At 66.0% G+C, this 20,656-nt stretch carries 15 protein-coding genes; 9 read left to right on the forward strand and 6 right to left on the reverse strand.

Annotated elements, in window-relative coordinates; all coding sequences use genetic code 11:
* The first annotated feature begins 62 nt into the window (after positions 1-62).
* The 6 genes from ASF90_RS13690 to ASF90_RS13720 all read left to right on the forward strand — a co-directional run bounded on the left by ASF90_RS13690 (position 63) and on the right by ASF90_RS13720 (position 10,157).
* Positions 63-635, forward strand: a complete 573-nt coding sequence (locus ASF90_RS13690) for a TetR/AcrR family transcriptional regulator (protein WP_055850999.1) — start codon at positions 63-65, stop codon at positions 633-635.
* Positions 632-1,669, forward strand: coding sequence for a DUF4105 domain-containing protein (locus tag ASF90_RS13695; protein ID WP_055851002.1), 1,038 nt, complete (start codon positions 632-634; stop codon positions 1,667-1,669). The genes ASF90_RS13690 and ASF90_RS13695 overlap by 4 nt, the downstream gene beginning before the upstream one ends.
* Positions 1,669-3,699 carry a hypothetical protein gene (locus tag ASF90_RS13700; RefSeq protein WP_055851005.1) on the forward strand — a complete coding sequence of 677 codons (2,031 nt, stop codon included), beginning with the start codon at positions 1,669-1,671 and terminating at the stop codon, positions 3,697-3,699. Before ASF90_RS13695 ends, ASF90_RS13700 begins: the two co-directional genes overlap by 1 nt.
* A gap of 329 nt (positions 3,700-4,028) precedes the next feature.
* Positions 4,029-5,285 (forward strand): OmpA family protein, encoded by a 1,257-nt coding sequence (locus tag ASF90_RS13705; protein ID WP_193552556.1) that lies wholly within the window; start codon positions 4,029-4,031, stop codon positions 5,283-5,285.
* Between the two features lie 569 nt (positions 5,286-5,854).
* Positions 5,855-8,629, forward strand: coding sequence for a TonB-dependent receptor (locus tag ASF90_RS13715; protein ID WP_055851013.1), 2,775 nt, complete (start codon positions 5,855-5,857; stop codon positions 8,627-8,629).
* On the forward strand, positions 8,619-10,157 hold the full coding sequence (locus ASF90_RS13720; RefSeq protein ID WP_082473547.1) for a histidine-type phosphatase: 1,539 nt from the start codon (positions 8,619-8,621) through the stop codon (positions 10,155-10,157). The genes ASF90_RS13715 and ASF90_RS13720 overlap by 11 nt, the downstream gene beginning before the upstream one ends.
* A 783-nt stretch (positions 10,158-10,940) precedes the next feature.
* Here ASF90_RS13720 and metK read toward each other — a convergent pair.
* A complete protein-coding gene (metK, locus tag ASF90_RS13725) occupies positions 10,941-12,152 on the reverse strand; it encodes a methionine adenosyltransferase (protein WP_055851016.1) in 1,212 nt (403 codons plus the stop codon).
* Between the two features lie 359 nt (positions 12,153-12,511).
* Positions 12,512-12,997, reverse strand: coding sequence for an OsmC family protein (locus ASF90_RS13730; RefSeq protein ID WP_055851019.1), 486 nt, complete (start codon positions 12,995-12,997; stop codon positions 12,512-12,514).
* Positions 12,998-13,499: 502 nt separating this feature from the next.
* On the opposite strand from ASF90_RS13730, the gene ASF90_RS13735 reads away from it, so the two are divergent.
* Entirely contained in the window at positions 13,500-14,600 is a 1,101-nt protein-coding gene (locus ASF90_RS13735; protein ID WP_055851023.1) for a metal-dependent hydrolase, read from the forward strand.
* Between the two features lie 216 nt (positions 14,601-14,816).
* Here the strand turns inward: ASF90_RS13735 and dusB are convergent, their stop codons facing one another.
* The 4 genes from dusB to ASF90_RS13755 all read right to left on the reverse strand — a co-directional run bounded on the left by dusB (position 14,817) and on the right by ASF90_RS13755 (position 19,010).
* A complete protein-coding gene (gene dusB / locus ASF90_RS13740) occupies positions 14,817-15,815 on the reverse strand; it encodes a tRNA dihydrouridine synthase DusB (RefSeq protein ID WP_055851027.1) in 999 nt (332 codons plus the stop codon).
* A 156-nt stretch (positions 15,816-15,971) separates the two neighbouring features.
* On the reverse strand, positions 15,972-16,574 hold the full coding sequence (locus ASF90_RS13745) for a DUF4893 domain-containing protein (protein WP_055851030.1): 603 nt from the start codon (positions 16,572-16,574) through the stop codon (positions 15,972-15,974).
* A 104-nt stretch (positions 16,575-16,678) separates the two neighbouring features.
* Entirely contained in the window at positions 16,679-17,632 is a 954-nt protein-coding gene (locus tag ASF90_RS13750; protein WP_055851035.1) for a ribokinase, read from the reverse strand.
* A gap of 79 nt (positions 17,633-17,711) precedes the next feature.
* Positions 17,712-19,010 carry a nucleoside transporter C-terminal domain-containing protein gene (locus ASF90_RS13755; protein ID WP_055851040.1) on the reverse strand — a complete coding sequence of 433 codons (1,299 nt, stop codon included), beginning with the start codon at positions 19,008-19,010 and terminating at the stop codon, positions 17,712-17,714.
* A 169-nt stretch (positions 19,011-19,179) separates the two neighbouring features.
* Here ASF90_RS13755 and ASF90_RS13760 point away from each other — a divergent pair, with 169 nt between their 5' ends.
* Together ASF90_RS13760 and ASF90_RS13765 are read left to right on the forward strand one after the other, a co-directional pair.
* Positions 19,180-20,148, forward strand: coding sequence for an aldo/keto reductase (locus ASF90_RS13760; RefSeq protein ID WP_055851043.1), 969 nt, complete (start codon positions 19,180-19,182; stop codon positions 20,146-20,148).
* Positions 20,149-20,248: 100 nt separating this feature from the next.
* Entirely contained in the window at positions 20,249-20,488 is a 240-nt protein-coding gene (locus tag ASF90_RS13765; protein WP_005991480.1) for a hemin uptake protein HemP, read from the forward strand.
* Positions 20,489-20,656: the final 168 nt, after the last annotated feature.

Here is a 20,656-nt window from a genome sequence, read left to right on the forward strand (position 1 = left end):
AAGGGGCGGAATCGTCAAGCGGACTCTGGCATTAACGGACAAATCTGTCCGATAATGCCGGGATGACGACTCCCCGCCCTGATGCCGCGCTTCGCCGCCGGCAGATTCTCGATGCAGCCGACGAAGTGTTCAGCGAACACGGCGTCAATGCCCCGTTGGAACTGGTGGTGGAGCGTGCCGGCCTTGGCCGCGCCACCCTGTACCGCAATTTCCCGGACCGCGAGGCACTGATGACCGCCTTGATGGCGCGCGGGCTGGATGGCCTGGAGCGGCTGGCCGCCGATCTGGCCGACCGCCCGGATGGGTTGGCCGTGCTGCTGCACGACGTGGCCGAGCACATCGCCCAGTCTGCGCCGCTGGTGGATTTCTGGCGCTCGATGGAGCGCGCAAACCCGGCGGTGGAAGCGGCCGACCGGCGCGCGGTGGCGATCTTCCTGCCGTTCGTGCACCGCGCCCGCGACGCCGGCCAGTGCCGGGCCGATGTCGACGACGAGCAACTGCTGCTGGTGATCGACATGCTGGGCAGCTGCCTGCGCGGTCACGACGAAGCGGAACGCAAACGTCTGGCGCATCGCTCGGCAGACCTGCTGATGCACGCGCTGGGCATGCACGTGCCGGAAGGCGGTACTCGATGACACCGGCCACCCGCGCGGTGATCGGCCGCTGGGCGCTGCGCGCGCTGCTGGTGCTGGCGTCGCTGTGGGGCGGCCTGGCGATTTATTTCGCGCTCACCGGCAACGCCTTGGTGCGTGGCGGCTGGGTGGCATCGTGGTGCGCGATGGCGTTGGCCGCGTTGTGGGGCCTGCGCCGTGGCCGCGAAAACTGGGCCCTGGTGGGCATCTTCGGTGCCGCGTTCGTGGTGCTGGCGGTGTCGTGGGGGTTCATGCAGCCCAGCCAGGACCGCGACTGGGCCGACGATGTCGCCCAGCGTCTGCAACCGGAGGTGCACGGCAATATCGTCACCCTGCACAACGTGCGTAATTTCGATTGGCATAGCGAAACCAACTACGTCCCGCGTTGGGAAACCCGCCAGTACGATCTGGATCGCCTGGTCAGCGCCGATCTGGCGTTGTCGTACTGGATGGGCCCGGCGATTGCGCACACGCTGGTGTCGTTCGGCTTCGACGATGGCTCGCACGTGGTGTTTTCGCTGGAAATCCGCAAGGAGCGCGGCGAGTCGTTTTCTGCGGTGGGCGGCTTCTTTCGCAGCTTCGAAGAAACCCTGGTGGCCGCCGACGAGCGCGACATCCTGCGCGTGCGCACCAATGCGCGTGGCGAAGACATGTATCTGTATCGCCTGGCCATTCCCAAGGCCGGCCTACGCCGCATGTTCATGGGCTACGTGGGGCTGGCCAACGATTTGAATCGCAAGCCGGCCTTCTACAACACGCTGACCAGCAATTGCACCACGATCGTTTTCGCCCTGGTGCGCCAGCTGCAGCCCACCTTGCCGCTGGATCACCGCTTGCTGCTGTCCGGCTACGCCGATGAATATGCGTACGACCATCACGGGCTGATGCCGGGCTATGACTTTGCGACGTTGAAGCAGCGTGGACATTTCACCGCGCGTGCCATCGCCGCCGACACCGCGGTGGACTTTTCCAAACGCATCCGCGCCGGCATGCCGCAGGCGCCAGCGCCCGGCGCGTCGACGAGTGCAGCGCGGTGATGTTGCACAGGCGTCTGCGTCGCACCGCCATGGGGTTGGCGGCGGTACTGACGTGCATGTGGTTGAGTGGCTGCGCCATGGTCACGGTGCAATCGCGCAACAGTGGCTACTACATCGCGCAGACGCGCGGCGATGTGCTCAGCACCGGCGCGCTCAGTCAGGCCGGTAGCGAGACCTTGCAGGTGGCCGGGCTGCAACCCAAGTCGTGCCGCAAGCAACCGCTGCCTTGCGTGCAGCAGCTCACGAATGTGGCGGGTATCGGCGATGAGCGCCGCCTCGCCACGCAAGCCGAATTGTGGACCGCGCATGCGATCGACCTGAGCGGTCGCCACCCGGCGCAGATGAGCGACGCAGCGGTGCAGGCCTGGCTGGAAGCCGCGCGGCATGCCTATGCCTATCTGTTCTTTACCGCGCGTGCGCCGAGTGCGCGCGCATTCGAAAACCGCCAGACGCAGGTGCGCGACTACTACAACTACGCCGTGCAACAGGTGGTCGAGCGCTTGTTTGCGCGCGCCCAGCAGGCCGGCGTCACCGTGCCCACACCGACGCAGGTCGGCCGTTGGCAGGTGGCCGTCGATATGTCCGCGTATCGGCTGCCGGGTGGCGGCAATACGCCGCGTGCGATCTTTGCCGCTTCGGCGCTGCGCTTCAATGGATTGCGCAGCACTTACCGCCGCGATGGCTTCGGTGCCGAACTGGTGGCCGAAGTGGACCCCCAGGTGGTGGGCGACCCGGCCGGGCTGGCCTTGCAGCAAGCCGTCTCCGCAAGTACCTCGCCCGAACGCCCGCTGCCGACCTTCAGCGAGATGCCGTACGCACCGGCAACGCTGCTGTTGCGCTTCGATGGCGACACCTTGGACGCGGTGTTGCGGACCGATGCGGTGACCGTGGTGCCGTACGACCCGTATCGCCAGAACGAGGTGGTGCTGCATGGTCAGCATGTGCCGCTGGCGGCCAACTTCACCGCTGCCTATGGGCTGTGGCTGGCCAAGTCGGGCTTTGCCGCGCAATCGCTGCGCTCGATGCTGGGTAGCGCGCGCGGCATCGATCGCCCGCATCTGTATCTGATGCAGCCCTACGACCCCAATCGCCGCGTACTGCTGATGTTGCACGGGCTGGCCAGCAGCCCGGAAGCGTGGGTCAACGTCGCCAATGAAGTGATGGGCGATGAAACCCTGCGTCAGCAGTATCAGATCTGGCAGGTGTATTACCCGACCAACGCGCCGATTGCGGTCAATCGTGCGGAGATCCAGGCATTGGTGGAGCGCAGCCTGCGCCACTTCGATCCGTCCGGCACCGCGATCGCTTCGCACGACATGGTGTTGATCGGCCACAGCATGGGCGGGGTGATTGGGCGTTTGCTGGTGTCTGCGTCCGGCGAACAGCTGTGGAATTCGCTGCTGCAGGACTATCGGCTGGAGGGCGAGCGCGGCGCACGGGTGCGCGCGAAATTGTCGCCATTGCTGCATTTTTCGCCAATGCCGCAGATCGACCGCGCCATCTTCATCGCCGCACCGCACCGCGGCACGCCTTTGGCCGAAGGTGGACTGGGGCGCTTCGTCGGCCGGCTGGTGCGGCTGCCGATTGCCTTGCTGGATCACTTCGGCGATGTGCTGCAGGACCTGGCCAACAGCGAGCGTGAGGGGCACGGCGGCCAATACCAGCGCAAGGGCCGCCTGCTGCCGCCCACCAGTATCGACAACCTGCGTGATACCGACCCGTTTGTCCGCGCCACGATGGATCTGCCGATCTCGCCACAGGTGCAGTACCACACCATCATCGGCCGCGAAAAACCGCAGGTGCCGCTGGCCGAGTCCGACGATGGACTGGTGCCGTATCGCAGCGCGCATCTGGACGGCGCTGCGTCCGAACTGGTGGTGACCTCCTGGCACAGCGTGCAGGAAACCCCGCAGGCGATTCTGGAGATTCGCCGCATCCTGTATGCGCAGCTGCAGGCCGAAGCCGGTGAGGCACCTGCGCAGGGTCAGTCGCCCGCACCCGTGCCCGCCGCGACGCCTGCGATGTTGTAAGGGGGACGCCACGCGCGATTGGTGGACGCTGCGGGCAGTTGCCGACAAATGCAGTGAAGCAGCAATGCAGCTGCGCGCGATGTCTGTTGCACCTGGTGACGCGTGCGACATACGCGACGGACGCCTGATGGTCGCGGCCCCCGCCTTTCATCCAGCAGCTACCCCTCTGACGACATCCTTGTGTTGTCGCTTGTCGCTTGTCGCTTGTCGCTTGTCGCGCTGCCGTGCCACTGCCGGGTCGGTCTCCGGTCGCGCAGCAATAGTGCGCAGGCACTTACCGATACCGCTGCCAGTGCCCCTCGACACGCATCCGCACTGGCCTTAGCACCTTGTTTACCGCGCTCGTGCTATCAGGCACGTCTCGTACAGACTCGAACAAGGAAGAGGCGATGCGCAAGCTGTCGGCAGTGCTGTGGGTGCCCCTGTTGCTGGTTGGTTGCGGCCGTGGCGAAGGTCCAAAGGATGCAGCCGGTGCTGCCGCTGCCGCACCCGCGGCGAGCGAGGCTACGCGCGCTGCGGATGCGCCGGCAGCAGCGGATGACAGCGCGCCGGAATTTCCGGCCATCCCCACCATCGTCATCCCCGAGATCGTCGGCGTGACCCCGGCGCAACGCGCGCTGGAGGCCTCGCTACAGGACATCCTCGACCCGATCGAAGGCGTCAGCGTCGCACCTGCGCGCTGCGGCGATGGCGGCACCTTGATCAACGATGCCGGCATTACCAGCATGGATGCCAACGGCAACCTGCTGCGCAACGGCGACGGTGGCCTGTTCAACCTCAAGGCCGACGGCAGCGGTACCGCCAACTTCGATGGCGGCCTGGTCAACGTCAATGCCGATGGCAGCGGCACCATCAACGCGTCCGGGCAGGGTGGCGACGACGCCCTCATCGACGTGCAGTCCAACGGCGGCGGCACCTACAACGGCCCGGCCGGCCTGATCAGTTTGAATGGCAAGGGCGCAGGCACCTGGAACAGCGACAAGAGCGGCCTGATCGACAATCACGGCGATGGCAGCGGCACCTGGAATGGGCCGCGCGGCCTGGTCACCATCAACGCCGATGGCTCCGGCACCTGGAACGGGCCGGATGGTCTGGTGCAGAACCGCGGCGACGGCACCGGCACGGTCGGCACCCCGCCGCGCGAAGTGCGCATGCCGCCGCTGCCGAAAGTACCGCCGGCCGGCCGCTTCCCGCCGCTGCAAAAGTTCGCCCCGCCCGGTGCAGCGTGCGGCTATCTGATCACCTTGAACGACCGCATCCTGTTCGACTTCGACAAGTCCGACATCCGCCCCGATGCCGCGCGCGTGCTCGACACGCTGGCCGCCGCGCTCGGCAAGGTGGCAACCCAAGAGATGGAAGTGCGCGGGCACACCGATGCCAAGGGCGATGACGCCTACAACCAGGCGCTGTCCGAGCGCCGGGCCAATGCGGTACTGGCCGCGTTGCGTACGCGCGGCGCCGCACAGGGCGCCGGCGCAAAGGGCTATGGCGAATCGCAACCGGTGGCGCCCAACACCGTCAACGGGCAGGACAATCCGGGGGGGCGTCAGCTCAATCGGCGGGTCGAGATCTTCTTGCGCTCGTGAATGAGGCTTGCAGCATCAGGTAAGCGGTAGCGGGTGGGCGTGCGCGTTGCATCGGCCGGCATCGGCCACTCGATGCTGGTTTCGCGCACTGCCGCGCAGGGTGGTCGTAACGTCATCGTCGTGTCGGCCGCGACGCCGCACGTGACGTGATCGTTTTTGCCCTCACACACGCACCTTCAACCGCATTTAGTGTGCTGTCTGTAAACACGCGAGGCACCTTGCTGCGAGAGGCATCGCTGACAATTCATGACGCCTCGGCAGCATGCGTTGTCATGTCGCGTTTTGCGAAGATTCCTGTGCGCCCGCGCCAGTAACCGTATGCGCATGCCGGCAGCGATCCACGCTTCCATACGCCAGCGACTATGCCGACTTGCGCGCTTGCTGCGCGCATTTGTCATGTCTGTAGCGTACGTCATGGTTTTGAAATATGCCGTCACCACCATGCGCGGCGCCTGCTTGCAGGTGTGGCGCAGGTCCGCTGCCAAAGGCCACGTCGCTCTCTCACACATCGTGGTGGCGCCGCCGTGGCTTGAGTCCATGGCGCGTTGCTGCACCCATCGGATTTGATCATGATCGCTCGTTCTTCGTTGCTGCGTCCTTCGCGCTTGTCGCAGGCCTTATGCGTGTCGTTGTCGATTTTTTGCGGCCATGCTGCCGCGCAATCCGCACAGGCTGCCGCAACCCCTGCGCAAGGCGAAATGGCCACGTTGGACAAGGTCACCGTCGCCGCCACCCGTTACAACGCGACCGACATGCAGATGGCCGCGACCAACACCGTCAACGTGTTGTCGGCCGACGATCTCAAGACCACTGCGGTACACAACGTGGCCGAAGCATTGGGCCTGATGCCGGGCGTCAATGTGATCAACACCGGGCAGTCGTATTTCGGCGGCATCGATGGCGCGGCGCGTGGCGAAGGCATGTTTTCATCGGTGCGCGGTCTCAATGCCGAATACAACGTCAACCTGATCAATGGCATCAACGTGGCACAGGGCATGCCGTATAGCCGTGGTGTGCAATTGAGTCTGTTGCCGCCATCGGGGCTGCAGACCATCGTGTTGAACAAGACGTCCACCGCCGACATGGATGGCGATGCGATCGGCGGCACCATCGACTACCGCACGCCCAGCGCCTTCGACTCGTCCGATCGCCAGGGCGGCAGCGTGACCTTGAGCGGACGCATGGAAAGCCGCGCACGCGACTACGGCGATTCCGGACTGGGAAGCGGCGCAGCCGGCGATTGGCATGCACGTTTTGGCGATGCCGGGCAGTTCGGTGTAGCGGTCAGCGCGTATTACGACGAGCGTCATTTCGTCAACAGCGAAGTGGCCGGCGCGTCGGCGGCGCGTAACGATGGGTCCTGGGAATTCGCGCGTGCCGATGCCAGCGGCAATCTGGCTGCAGGGAGCGACCCGCAACAGGTGCTGCAGAGCACAGGCATCAACATCGGGTATTCGCAAGGCGACACCCGCCGCTACGGTGGCAATGCTGCCTTCGATTGGCGTGTGGACCCCAGCCTGCATCTGTATGCGCGCATGACCTACGCGTTTGCCAAGACCGAGCAGAACACCGGTTACACCCAGTTCGTGCCGGCCAATGTCAGCTTCACCCAGATCGGCACCAGTGGTGTGTATCAGCCGCAGATCAATCGCGTCGCAGTGCGCTACTGGTACGAAACCAACCCGGAAGAAGCAGACCTTGCCACCGTCCAGCTGGGTGCGGAAAAACAACTGGGGCATTGGACGTTCGCGCCGAACATTTTCTACGGCACCGGCAACAACGATCGCCCGGATCACGTGGAAATTTCTGCACGCAACGATCAATACACCTCGACCAACTTCGCCTACGGCGCCAACCGCTTCATCAGTTACGACGGCGACGGCTTCCCGATCCCGTTGCTGACTCCGGCGATGCAGGTGCAGGCGTCCGATGTGGGCAGCCTGTTCGCGCGCCGCACCGGTCAACTTTCCAAACAGTACAGCGGCCAGGACAAGGGCGGCGGCAAGTTCGATGTGGGCTACGATTTCGATGACGGCCTGCTCAGCCGCATCGCGTTCGGCGTGAAGTATGTCGACAGCTCGCGCAGCTTCACCGATCGTAACTGGACCAATGCCAAGTACACCGACGGCACCTTGCTGCGCGACACCGGATTGATCGCGCAGCGTTACGATGCGGTGTATCCGGGGCAATACGCACTGCCCACGGTGCGCTTGAGCAACGCCGCGCTCAACGACCTGATCGCACGCACGCTGACGCCGGCCAGCTTCGATAGTTGCGGGCAGTTGGCGGTCAACAACCTCAACTGCAACACCATGCGCGCCACCGAAGCAGTCAGTGCTGCCTATGCGATGGCGACACTGCGTACCGGCGATTGGGAAATCCTGCCGGGCGTGCGCTTCGAACATACCGCCATCACCAATACGTTCTGGGCGCAGCCGGCAGCCGTCAACGGGGCCGAGCAGGTCGGCGCATTCGCCAACAACCACACGCGTTACAACGTGGTCTTGCCGAGCGTGTTCGTGAACTACCGGCCCGCGGGCGACAGCGCGGTGTATCGCGGCTCGGTGTGGACCAGTTACACCCGTCCAGCGTTCGTGCAGCTGGGCGGTGGCCGCTCCACGGATATTTCCAGCGACGGCCAGACCATCATCACCGAAGGCAACCCGGATCTGAAACCGATCAAGTCGCTCAATGTGGATCTGTCCGGCGAATGGCAGAACGAGACCGGCGGTCACGCGATGCTGGCCGGCTATTACAAGCGCCTGACCGACTACATCTACGAGAGCGGTTCCAATGCGGCCAATGCCGGCGAAAGCGGCACTGCGAGTACGCGCTTCGTGCGTCCGCAAAACGGTGGCGACGGCCGCGTGCTGGGCATGGAAGCTGCCGTGCGGCAGACCTTCCAGGGCCTGCCCGCACCACTGGATGGCTTCGGCATCGGCGCCAATGTCACCCGACAGAGCACGCGCGTGGATCTGGGCGTAGCAGGCTTTGCGCACGAACGCATCCAGAACGCCCCGAACCTGCTCGCCAACGCAGAGCTGTTCTACGAAAAGGGACCGTGGTCAATCAATCTGAGCTACCACTACTCTGGCGAATACGTGTCGGTGTACGACTATCTCAACCAGGGCGCGCGCTGGGACAACCTGTGGATCAAGCCGATCACCCGCGTGGACCTGCACCTGGGCTATGCGCCGAGCGAGCATCTGCGCGTGGATCTGTCGGTTGCCAACCTCACCAAACAGCACAGCTATTGGGCGCATGTGGGGCACGACACCACGGCGATTTCCGACATCGTCGATTCGGGCATGACCAGCTTGGTGACCGCCAAATATGTGTTCTGAGTCTGATCGTGCAGGGTGGGGCATCTCAGCGCAGGTGCAGCAGCACGACAAGGCCGCTGCGGGATGGGTCGACAGCGCGGGGCAGGGCGCATCGCGCTGCGGGACGTTGGCTGGCGATGGGGAGCCGCTGTGGTCCGCGCGATGCGGCGCGGGCGGGCGTGACGCGATGGGGATCGCGTCACCTTCGCTACGCGCAGCGCGGGGGCGGCGAGGTGGTGGCGCGCTTGCGATCACCGGTGTCTGCCTGCTGCTGACGCTTGCAGCGGTGTTGGGTGGCTGTGCATCGCCGACGCGCAGCGCATTGGCAGGTCGTGCGAGTGGTCGATTGCCCGCTGACTCCCGCGGTGCCGCTGCCGTCGCGGATCGGCAGCCGGGGCAGACCGAGCAGTTGGAACGCGTGGTGGTGGTGTTCCGCCACGGTGTGCGTGCGCCGCTGCAGGGTGAAGCGGCCGCCGCGCAGTACGCCGACCAACCCTGGCCGCAGTGGTCCACCCCGGCCAGCCTGCTCACCCCGCGCGGGCGCAAGGCAGTGCGATTGAGCGGCGCGTATCTGCGTCAATGGTTGACGCAGCAGACGCTGCTGCCGCACACGGGATGCCCGGCGCCAGGGAGTGTGTCGGTCTGGGCCAACACCGATCAGCGCACCATCGACAGCGGTGCCTTGCTGGCCGACGCATTGGCGCCCGGCTGCGGCATCGTCGCCGGGCACCGCGAGGCGGGCAGTAACGACCCGTTGTTCCGGCCGATCGAGGCGGGCGCGGTGCCGTTCGATGCGTCTGCTGCAGTGGCATCGATCCAGCAGCAGACCGGCGGCCCTGCCGCAGTGCTACACGGCCATGCGGCCGAGTTGCAGGCGATGCAGCAGATCCTGGGCTGCACACGCACGCCCTGCGACTTTGCGCGCATGCCGTCCACGCTGGCGCCATCGGCCAATGGGCGTGGACTGGCCTTGGGTGGGCCGATCGACCTGACCTCCGGCACCGGCGAGGTGCTGTTGCTGCAGTACGCCGACGGTCTGCCGCTGTCGCAGGTCGGCTGGGGCCGCGCCACCCCCGAACGCCTGGCGCAGGTCTCGCGCCTGCATGCGCTGCTGTTCGATATCTACGCGCGCCCGCACTACATGGCGCAGCGTTCCGGTGCACCGCTGGCACGCGAGGTGCTACAACGGTTTGGCGACGCGCAGTCGCCCAGGTTGTCGGTGTTCGTCGGCAGCGACACGCATATCGCCGCGCTGAGCAGTTTGCTCGGTGTGCACTTCCATCTGCCCGGCTACGGCGCCGACGATCCACCACCAGGCGGTGCGTTGCTGCTCGGCCTGTGGCGGCAACCCGACGGAACGCGCGTGGTGCGTGCCCGCTACCTGGCGCAATCGCTGGATCAACTGCGCACCCTGGCACCGCTGGACCTGGCACACCCGCCGCTGCAACAGGAACTGGCACTGGATGTCTGTGCGCCCGAACAGCGCATGGCGTGCCCATTGCCCGCGTTTGCGCAGGCGCTGGAGCAGCAGCTGAAGCTGGATCCGTAGGTGCGGTAGTGCGATGTCAGGTTGAAGCGCGCCTTTCTGCCTGAAGCAACCGAATGGACGTGCCGTGTCGTGCAGCGCGGCTCCGCCCCGTACCCTCACCCCAACCCCTCTCCCGCAGGGAGAAGGTCTTTGATCCCTTCTCCCCTCGGGAGAAGGTGCCCCGCAGGGGCGGATGAGGGTACGCGCGCAGCCTAATGGACCTTCCGTGCAGCGCAGCTTGGCACCGCACCCTCACCCCAACCCCTCTCCCGCAGGGAGAGGGGCTTTGATCCCTTCTCCCGGCGGGAGAAGGTGCCCCGCAGGGGCGGATGAGGGTACGCGCGCAGCCTCATGGACGCGCCGTGCAGCGCGGCTCCGCCCCGCACCCTCACCCCAACCTCTCTCCCGCAGGGAGAGATGCTTTGATCCCTTCTCCCGGCGGGAGAAGGTGCCCCGCAGGGGCGGATGAGGGTACGCGCGCTGCCTAATGGACGTGCCGTGCAGCGCGGCTCCGCTCCGCACCCTCACCCCAACCATCTCCCGCAGGGAGAGGGGGCTTTGATCCCTTCTCCCCCTCGGGAGAAGGTGCCCCGCAGGGGCGGGTGAGGGTACGCGCGCAGCCTAATGGACCTTCCGTGCAGCGCGGCTCCGCACCCTCACCCTAACCCCGCTCCCGCAGGGAGAGGGGCTTTGATCCCTGAGAAGGCCCCCGCAGGGACGAATGCTGACGCTAGGCCTTAAAACGCAATGGGCCGCGTTAGCGGCCCATTGCGACACACACCCACGCTCCGAAGAGCGCGTGGCTTACTTCAGCTTTGCATCGGCGCGCAGGGCGTCGGCGCGGTCGGTCTTTTCCCACGAGAACGCGGTCGCGCTGTGTTGCGCGCCGGTGGCGTCGGTGTAGGTGAAGTCCTTCGGCTTGCGGCCGAAGTGACCGTAAGACGCGGTCTGCTGATACATCGGGTGGATCAGGTCGAGCATCTGGATGATGCCGAACGGACGCAGGTCGAAATGCTTGCGGATCAGCTTTTCGATCTGCTCGTCGGCGATCTTGCCGGTGCCGAACGTGGTGACCGAGATCGAGGTCGGCTCGGCCACGCCGATGGCGTAGGAGACCTGCACTTCGCAACGGTCGGCCAGGCCGGCGGCCACGACGTTCTTGGCCACATAGCGTGCGGCATAGGCGGCCGAGCGGTCGACCTTGGACGGATCCTTGCCCGAGAACGCGCCGCCACCGTGACGGGCCCAGCCGCCGTAGGTGTCGACGATGATCTTGCGACCGGTCAGGCCGCAATCGCCCACCGGGCCGCCGATCACGAACTTGCCGGTCGGGTTGATGTGGAACTTGGTGCCCTTGTGCAGCCACTTGGCCGGCAGCACCGGCTTGAGGATCTCTTCGCGCACCGCTTCGATCAGGTCTTTCTGCTTGATGCCCGGGTCGTGCTGGGTCGACAGCACCACCGCGTCGATCGCGGTCGCAACGCCGTCTTCATAGCGCAGGGTGACCTGCGACTTGGCATCCGGACGCAGCCAGGACAGCGCCGAGTTCTTCTTCTTGCGGATCTTGGCCTGCTGCTCGACCAGGCGGTGCGCCAGGTGGATCGCGGCCGGCATGTAGCTGTCGGTTTCGTTGGTGGCATAGCCAAACATCAGGCCCTGGTCGCCGGCACCCTGCTGTTCGGGGTTCTTGCGGTCCACGCCCTGGTTGATGTCCGGCGACTGCTTGCCGATCAGGTTGAGCACGCCACAGGTCTCGCCGTCGAAGCCGACGTCGGAGCTGTTGTAGCCGATGTCCAGGATCACCTTGCGGGTCAGCGCTTCCAGGTCGATCCAGGCGCTGGTGGTCACTTCGCCGGCAACGATCGCAACGCCGGTCTTGACCATGGTCTCGCAGGCCACGCGGGCACGCTTGTCCTGGGCCAGGATGGCGTCGAGCACGGCATCGGAGATCTGGTCGGCGATCTTGTCCGGATGGCCTTCGGAGACCGATTCGGAGGTGAACAGGTAGCTGGACATCAGGCTTATATCCCTTAATTCGGATGAAAAGATGGCTGCGGATGATACACGCCCCGTGTGTCCGTTGCATTGTGCGCCTGAACGCGATGCCGTGGGGTTAAGCACAACCGACAAAACGCCCCGGCAGCGGGCAGTGAGTTGTCTGCATCACGCAAAGGCGGCAATACGCGAGCGAGGCATCATGATCCCCACCGGCCAGTGCCGTCCCTGCGACAGCACGGCGTGCAATGGGGTCTCGTGTGCCACTGCACGAGCTGCTCGAACATCTGGCCGGCACCGGTGTCGAGCGGTAAACGCTGTGGTCGGCGGTGGGCAGCTACCCCCGACAGCAACCGCTACAGCCTTGAGCAACCCACCGCTCAGTTCGATTCGGCCAATTGCAGCTGGGGTTCGTGGCTGACCGGGAAATTCATCGAGCGGGCGATGAAGCATTTTTCATGCGCGGTGTGGTGCAGCGCCCTGGCTTGCGCGAGATCGCTGCCCGGTGCCAGGGTCACCAGCGGGCGCAGCACCACCGAGGTGAACTGCCCGGCGCCATCGGCTTGCTCCAGCATGGCGCCTTCGGCGTTGTCCTCGTAGGCCTGCACGATGATGCCGGCATCGGCGCACAAACCCAGATACCAGAGCTTGTGGCAGGCCGACAGCGAGGCGACCAGCAGGTCTTCGGGGTTCCAGCGTGCCGGGTCGCCGCGGAAGCCCGGATCTGACGAGCCGTCGATCGCACTGGCCTTGCCCTCGGCCTCGATACGGTGGTCACGGCTGTAGGCGCGATACCCCGAGGTGCCGCTGCCCTGGTTGCCGGTCCAGGTGACCTTCACCCTGTACTGGTGCTGTTTGTCTGGCATTGCCGCACTCCTTGTCCGCGGCGCACAGGGTGCGCCCTTCAACCCTGATAGACAGGGTACTCGACCGCCCCGGTCTCTACCGGGGGCGGAACTTCCCAACGGTGGACCATCCGCGCCAGGTCGTTGTTGCGCAGGCTGCTGTCGCGCTGTCGCTGTCGCTGTCGCTGTCGCGTTGGCCGTGACGCCGATACATCTCTTTCTCGGTCTGCTCCAGCTAGCAGAGGGTCAATGGCGCGGGGTCGCCATGTAGCAGGTCGAGGGCCTTCCTGCGCATCTGCCGCGATAGGCCCGTAGCGTTCCCTACGAACGGCTGCCGCTCGTCCAGGCCGCGCTTGCATACGCCTATCCACTGCAGCAGCGCAGCGTGCCTGCTGCTGCGATGCGATGCTGGTCGCCCCGGCGTGTCTCTTCAAGACACACCTGCGCAGACGCAGGTGTGTGCCGACCGAAAGCGCGTGGGTCGATGCCTATCCGTGCATGTCGGGCCTGCTAGCATCTGGCGATGGATTCCCTGACCCAGATCGTTCTTGGTGGCGCAATCGCCGCTGCCATTGCGCCGCCCGGACAGCGGCGTGCCGCGTTGTTGGCCGGCGCGGCCCTGGGCACTTTGCCCGACCTCGATGCGCTGGCGCTGCTGACGCTGACCGACGACCCGGTCACCCTGATGACCGTGCATCGCAGCGTGAGCCATTCGCTGTTCGTGCTGCCGCTGGTCGGCTGGCTGATCTGGTGGCTGTTCCGGCGCTACGGCAACGGGCGCGTGGCCAGCGCACCCACGCGCTGGTTCTGGGCGATCCAGCTGGCCTTGATCACCCATCCGCTGCTGGACGCCTTCACCGTGTACGGCACCCAGCTGTGGTGGCCGCTGCAGCCGCATCCGACCATGTGGTCGAGCGTCTTCATCATCGACCCGGCGTACACGCTATGGCTGCTGCTGGCTTGCGCGGTTGCCTGGTTCGCCCGCGCGCGCCCGCTGGCGCAGCACGTGCTGGTGATCGGGCTGGTGGCAAGTTCGGCCTATCTGGGCTGGTCGCTGATCGCCAAGCATTTGGTCGATCAGGAAGCCGACCGCGCGCTGGCGGCGATGGGGCTGTCCGATGCGCCACGCTTCTCGGTGCCGATGCCGCTCAACACCTTGCTGTGGCGGGTGGTGGCGATGACGCCGAATGGCTATGTGATCGGCGAGCGTTCGCTGGTGGCCGACACCGGACCGATGCAGTTCCGTGGGTTTTCCAGCAATACCCAGGCACTGGGCGAAGTGGCGGCATTCGATTCGGTGCGCCGGTTGACCTGGTTCAATCGCGGCTTCATGCGTGCACGCCTGGTCGACGACGATTTGATGCTCAGCGATCTGCGCATGGGCCTGGAGCCGGACTACAACTTCAACTTCGTGGTGGCGCATCGCGACGGTGGCCAGTGGCAGCCCATCGTCCCGCGCCAGGTCCAGGCGGCCTATCGCGCGCCGGTGGCACGCGATCAGATCGGTGCGGTGCTGGCGCAGATGTGGCACCGCATCTGGCATGCGCCGGCCGGCACGGCGCTGACCGGCGATCTGGAACAGGTCGATACGCCGGTGGCTACGCCGGCAGCGTCGACGCAATAAGAGTCGCTCACAAAACGACTGCGCAGCCGCCAGGCGGGCGGTGCACACGTGTTCGTTGTGGCATGTAGCGCTCGCACTCCGCTTGAGCGCGCCGTCTTCACCCAGCTGACGCCTGCGCGCCAGGTTGGTTAGCGACTTCACGCCATGGCGCGCAGCGGATGGCAGCACGCGGCGCACGCAGCGTGCAGGCACGCGTGCGAGCACAGCCGGGATAGCTCAGGCGGCGTTCGGCAGCGGCGGCGCGACGCCGGCAATCAGGGCGTCGAAGTAATCGCGGGTCAGCGCCAGCTGCGCTTCGGGCGTTTCGGCGCGATTGACCACCGCGCGGAAGTCGGCGCTTTGCGGGTGATCCTTGGCGTACCAGCCCAGATGCTTGCGCGCGATGCGCACGCCCTGCGGTTGGCCGTAAAACGCGTGCAGCGCGTGTAGATGGTCGAGCAGGGTGTCGCGGACGAAGGACAACGTCGGCGCCGGCAGCAGCGTGCCGGTTGCCAGGTAATGCGCCACCTCGCCGAAGATCCACGGCCGCCCCTGCGCGGCACGGCCGATCATCACCGCATCCACGCCGGTCTCGCGCAGTACCTGCGCCGCCTTCTGCGGCGAATCGATATCGCCGTTGGCGATCACCGGGATCTCCAACGCGGCCTTGATCTGCGCAATCGTCGCGTACTCGGCGCTGCCGGTGTACTGCTGGTCGCGGGTGCGTCCGTGCACCGCCAGCGCAGCGATGCCGCACTCCTGCGCGATGCGTGCGATGGTCGGGCCGTTGCGATGGTCGCAATCCCAGCCGGTGCGGATCTTCAGCGTCACCGGCACATCCACCGCCTGCACCACTGCGCGCAGGATCCGCGCCACCAACGCCTCGTCGCGCATCAACGCCGAGCCCGCCCAGGCATTGCAGACCTTCTTGGCCGGGCAGCCCATATTGATGTCGATCAGCTGCGCGCCATGGTCCACGTTGTAGCGCGCCGCCTCGGCCAGCTGCTGCGGCTCGGTACCGGCGATCTGCACGCTGATCGGGTCCGGCTCACCGGCATGGTCCATGCGATGCAGCGACTTACGCGTGCCCCAGAAGCGCGGATCGGAAATGGTCATCTCCGACACCGCCAGCCCGGCACCCAGCCGCTTGCACAGCAGCCGGAACGGCTTGTCGGTGACGCCCGCCATGGGCGCGAGGATCACCTTGGGGGCGATGGAGTAGGGGCCGATCTGCATGCGGGCATTGTCGCTGCGGTTGCCGCTGCTGCCAACTCGGGCGTCGCCGGAGGGGTGCGTGCGGTCGCAAGTGCGGACCCAGGCTGCAGCAAGTCAGCGCATGCGCCCGCCGGATCGCGCGGAGGCGACCGAGCCGAACATTCCAGGATCAGCGGATCAGCGGATCAGCTGATATAGCTCGAAGCCCTTGGCGCCGCCGTCCAGGATCAGCAGTAGTTCGTCCGGTCCCAGTGCGACCAAGCGGCCGACGCTGTTGCCGTTGGTGCCGTCGGAGATGTTACCGGGCGCGTAGCGGCCTTCCGGTTCGTCGTTGACCGTGCTGGCACCAAGGAATGCGAACTCGCGGCTGTCCTTGGCCAGCGGATACAGCGTGCCGCTGCGGCGCTGCGAGCCGCTGACCTTGCTGAAACGATAGCCGCAGGCATCGCGGCTGATCTCGGCCTTGAAGTACGGGTAGGCATAGGCGAACCGCTGGTCGACCTGGATCGAGCGCACCTTCCAGCGGCCGTCCAGCTTGCCCGGCAGCTGCGGCGACTGCGCACGCTGCAGCAGCGTGCGCGCCAGCGCGGCGCCGTCTTCCTGCTCGGCATCGTCGTAGTGCGGTGCGATCGCCTGTTGCAGGCTGTCTGCAGACACGGTCACCGCCGCGCGGTCGGCATCGCTGGCAGTACCGTTCCAGTCGCAGCGCTGCGCAGCGGCCGACAGCGGGACAAGCAGGGCGCACAGCGCAACCAACGGGATCAGGGAACAACGACGCATCGAACACTCCTTGTCGTAATGCATGCCCGTCGCGGCGACGGGCGGTCAGTTATGGCGTGGCGGGGCGAGTGAACGCAAACCGATGCCGCCACAGGCGCAGGCAGTTAGCCGGCGTCCGGCAGCAGTCGCGGCATCGACGCGGCCGCACCTTCCACTTCGGTGGAGCGCGCTGCGTAGCGGGTGGCAAAGCGCACGTGGGTGATGAAGCTGGCGCCCGGCGACTGCGCCAGCGAGGCCACCAACGCACCATTGAAGGCGTCGCCGGCACCGGTGGTGTCCACCGTCTGCGCGCTTTCTGCGCCCACGCGGTAATGCGCGGCGGTGTCGCCGCGCAGCTGTTCTTCGGCGTGCGAGATGAAGGCGCCCACCGCGCCCAACGTCACCACCACGGTGCCGCCCGGCAACAACTTGCGGCACAGCGAATGCAGCGTGTTGCCGTCCAGCGCCGCGACATCGTCGGCGTTGATGCGCTCGCCGACGTGGCGGCCGAGCAGCGCGGCGAATTCGGTTTCGTTGGGGGTCAACACATCCGCCAGCTTGAGCAGGCCGATCGAGGTCGGGGCGTTGGCCGGCGCGGCATTGAGCACGGTCAGCACACCGCATTCGCGCGCCAGCGCCAGCGCCGACTCGATCGTCTCGGCCGGCGATTCCAGCTGCGCCAGCAGCACGCGTGCCGAGGCGACCAGCGCGCGCTGGTTCTCGACAAAACCGGGGCTCAGCACCGAGTTGGCGCCGGCGCCGATCACAATCGTGTTGCGCCCGTGGCCGTCGACATAGATGCCGCCGGTGCCGGTGGGTTCATTGCTCGGTTCGGCGATCAGCGTAAAGCCGTCGTGCGCCGCCAGCGAGCGCGCCAGCGCGCCGCCGGCATCGTCGCCCAGCGCGCACAGAAAGTGCGTCTTGGCGCCGGCACGTGCGGCCGCGACCGCCTGATTGAACCCTTTGCCACCCGGGCCGGTGCTGTAGCGGCCGGCGATGGTGGCACCCGGCGCAGGCAGCACATCGCAGCGCCACACGTGATCGACATTGAAAGACCCGACAACGACGACCGAACTCATAAATACCTGCTTGCTTGAATGACTTGAAGAAACGTGGCGTCCGGCGATTAGACCGTGACGCCGATGAACCCGCGCCGCCTCAACCGAAGTGCGAGAGCACGCCTGCAATGGTAGCGGTCATGAAGGTGGCGATCGAACCGCCGAGCACCGCACGCAGGCCGAATTTGGCCAGATCGTGACGACGTTCCGGCGCCAGCCCGCCAATGCCGCCGATCTGGATCGCGATCGAGCTGAAGTTGGCAAAGCCGCACAGGGCATACGTGGCAATCAGGCGGCCTTCGTCGCTCAGGCCCACGCCCGGCACTTCGCCCTTCACGATCCGCGACAGCTCGCTGTAGGCGACGAACTCGTTGATCACCACTTTCTGGCCGATCAGCGACCCGACCGTGGTGGCGTCCACCCACGGCGTGCCGATCACCCAGGCGATCGGCGCCAGCACGTAACCGAAGATCGTCGACAGGTTGGTCGGCCGGCCCAGCGCTGCAGCGGCGCCAGTCACCTCGCCCAGCCAGGTCAGCGGTGCGTTGATCAAGGCGATCAGCGCAATGAAAGCCAGCAGCATCGCGCCGATGTTCAGCGCCAGGCGCAAGCCATCGCCGGCGCCGGCCGCAGCCGCATCGATGATGTTGCTGGTGGTTTTTTCCACTTCCATCTTGACCGTGCCGCGGGTCAGCGGCGTGCCGGTTTCCGGCACCAGCAGCTTGGCGACCACCAGGGTGGCCGGCGCGGCCATGATGCTGGCGGCCAGCAGATGCTTGGCGTAGAACGCCTGCTGCGCAGGATCGCTGCCGCCGAGCATGCCTACGTACGCGGCCAGCACGCCGCCGGCGATATGTGCCATGCCGCCGATCATCATCGTCAGCAATTCGGACTGGGTCATCTTGGGGATGTACGGGCGCACCGTCAGCGGCGCCTCGGTCTGGCCGATGAAGACGCTGGCGCAGACGCTGGTGGTTTCTGCGCCAGACACGCGCATCACCTTGGTGATCGCCCAGGCCATCGCACGCACCACCACCTGCATCACGCCCAGGTGGTACAGCACGCCCATCAGCGCGGAGAAGAAGATGATGGTGGGCAGCACCTGAAACGCAAAGATAAAGCCGTAGCTTTCGATGTTCATCAGGCTGCCGAAAATGAAGGTGGAGCCTTCATTGACGAAGCTCAGCACCTTCACAAAGCCCTTGCCCAGCGAGTCGAACACGTCGCGCCCGCCCGGCACCAGCAGCACCAGCGAGGCGAACGAGATCTGCAGCAACAGGCCGGTGCCGACCAGCTTCCAGTCGATCGCGCGGCGGTTGGTCGAAAACAGCCAGGTGATGCCGATGAGCACCGCCAGACCGAACAGGCCGAAACCGATCCTTCCTAAACCTTCGACCATTCCATTCCCCGGGCTGCCAACGGCAAAACGATGAAGCCTAGAGCAGGGGGTGTCGGCGGGCAAGGCGAGCGGCATTCAGAAGGCCGGCACAGGGTTGCGCGGGCACCCGGCCCGGTAAACTGCGCAAGCCGGTCCGGGGCAGGTGCCCCGGAGGTCGCAGGAGTTCGCCATGCTTTACCGTCGTCTGGGTTCCACCGGGCTGCAGCTATCGGCCGTGTCGTTCGGGGCCTGGGTGACCTTCGGCAAGCAGATCGGGCGCGGCGAGGCGCGCAACCTGATCGCCGCCGCCTGGGACAACGGCATCAATTTTTTCGACAACGCCGAGGTCTACGCACGTGGCCGCGCCGAAGAGGTGATGGGCGATGTGATCGGCGATCTGCGCCTGCCGCGCGATGGCTACTGCGTGTCGAGCAAGGTGTTCTTCGGTGCGGTGGACAGCCCGCGCCCGACCCAGCGCGGGCTCTCGCGCAAGCACGTCACCGACGCCTGCCACGCGGCGCTCAAGCGCTTGCGTGTGGACTATCTGGATTTGTATTTCTGCCACCGGCCCGACCCGGACACGCCGATCCAGGAAACCGTGCGTGCGATGGACGCGCTGATCCGCCAGGGCAAGGTGCTGTACTGGGGCACCTCCGAGTGGAGCGCCGAGCAGTTGCGTGCGGCCATCGCCATCGCCGAGCAGGAACACCTGCATGCGCCGGCGATGGAGCAGCCGCAGTACAACTTGCTGCACCGGCAGCGGCTGGAGCGCGAGTACGCGCCACTGTGCGAGGCCGGGCTGGGGACCACCATCTGGTCGCCGCTGGCGTCGGGCTTGTTAACCGGCAAATACAACGGCGGCGTGGAGGCCGACAGCCGCCTGGGCCAGCCGGAGAACGCCTGGCTGCAGGACGAAGTGCTGGGCACACCGGAGTCGCGCCGTCTCGAGCGGGCCCGCGCGTTTTGCGCGGTGGCTGCCGAGCTCGGGCAGTCTCCGGCGCGGCTGGCCATCGCCTGGTGCCTGCGCAACCCGCATGTGTCCACCGTGATCCTGGGCGCGAGCCGGGTCTCTCAACTGGAAGAAAACCTGGGGGCGCTGGAAACCTTGGTGCAGGTGGATGCCGCGGGTTGGGAGCGGGTGGACGCGGCGACGCGTTGAGCGATGCGCCGCTAACGATTGGTTGGGTCAATCGAAAGATGCAAAGCAATGCAAAGATCGAGAGCCGCAAATGAGAATGGCTCTTGATCATTAAATGAGAATGGTTATTATTTGTCTGGCCAACCGACTGGAGAACCAGATCATGACCGCTCATCCCGTGCTGCTCCGCTCCGAACCGGTCAACCTGCGCGACCGTGCCGTGCCGCGTGTTGTGCCTGCCGAAGACCTCATCAGCAGCGAGGCACTGCTCAAGGGCCGTCGCGAAGTGCTGATCCAGCATGGCGACCGCGTTTATCGCCTGCGCCATACCAGCAACGACAAGCTCATTTTGACCAAGTAAGTCCTGCCGAGCCGACGCGGGCGACCCGATGCGGGTCGTCCGGCCGCGGCCCTGAGGCAGACGCGTCGCGCAACCGCTCCAGGCGCGCCACGCAGTGATTGCGTGTTCGCAGCCGACGTTGCGCTGCGCAGTGCGGCCGTGCCGACCGGCATCCGCACAACACGACCG

The sequence above is a fragment of the Xanthomonas sp. Leaf148 genome (assembly GCF_001423585.1).
Lineage (GTDB): Bacteria > Pseudomonadota > Gammaproteobacteria > Xanthomonadales > Xanthomonadaceae > Xanthomonas.

What these genes read in the sequence shown, in the direction of transcription:
- ASF90_RS13700 (WP_055851005.1), top strand. Translation starts at nt 1,669, where the DNA reads ATGTTGCACAGGCGTCTGCGTCGCACCGCCATGGGGTTGGCGGCGGTA.
- ASF90_RS13750 (WP_055851035.1), bottom strand. Translation starts at nt 17,632, where the DNA reads ATGAGTTCGGTCGTCGTTGTCGGGTCTTTCAATGTCGATCACGTGTGG.
- ASF90_RS13720 (WP_082473547.1), top strand. Translation starts at nt 8,619, where the DNA reads ATGTGTTCTGAGTCTGATCGTGCAGGGTGGGGCATCTCAGCGCAGGTG.
- ASF90_RS13690 (WP_055850999.1), top strand. Translation starts at nt 63, where the DNA reads ATGACGACTCCCCGCCCTGATGCCGCGCTTCGCCGCCGGCAGATTCTC.
- ASF90_RS13730 (WP_055851019.1), bottom strand. Translation starts at nt 12,997, where the DNA reads ATGCCAGACAAACAGCACCAGTACAGGGTGAAGGTCACCTGGACCGGC.
- ASF90_RS13755 (WP_055851040.1), bottom strand. Translation starts at nt 19,010, where the DNA reads ATGGTCGAAGGTTTAGGAAGGATCGGTTTCGGCCTGTTCGGTCTGGCG.
- ASF90_RS13765 (WP_005991480.1), top strand. Translation starts at nt 20,249, where the DNA reads ATGGTTATTATTTGTCTGGCCAACCGACTGGAGAACCAGATCATGACC.
- dusB (WP_055851027.1), bottom strand. Translation starts at nt 15,815, where the DNA reads ATGCAGATCGGCCCCTACTCCATCGCCCCCAAGGTGATCCTCGCGCCC.
- ASF90_RS13760 (WP_055851043.1), top strand. Translation starts at nt 19,180, where the DNA reads ATGCTTTACCGTCGTCTGGGTTCCACCGGGCTGCAGCTATCGGCCGTG.
- ASF90_RS13735 (WP_055851023.1), top strand. Translation starts at nt 13,500, where the DNA reads ATGGATTCCCTGACCCAGATCGTTCTTGGTGGCGCAATCGCCGCTGCC.
- metK (WP_055851016.1), bottom strand. Translation starts at nt 12,152, where the DNA reads ATGTCCAGCTACCTGTTCACCTCCGAATCGGTCTCCGAAGGCCATCCG.
- ASF90_RS13715 (WP_055851013.1), top strand. Translation starts at nt 5,855, where the DNA reads ATGATCGCTCGTTCTTCGTTGCTGCGTCCTTCGCGCTTGTCGCAGGCC.
- ASF90_RS13695 (WP_055851002.1), top strand. Translation starts at nt 632, where the DNA reads ATGACACCGGCCACCCGCGCGGTGATCGGCCGCTGGGCGCTGCGCGCG.
- ASF90_RS13745 (WP_055851030.1), bottom strand. Translation starts at nt 16,574, where the DNA reads ATGCGTCGTTGTTCCCTGATCCCGTTGGTTGCGCTGTGCGCCCTGCTT.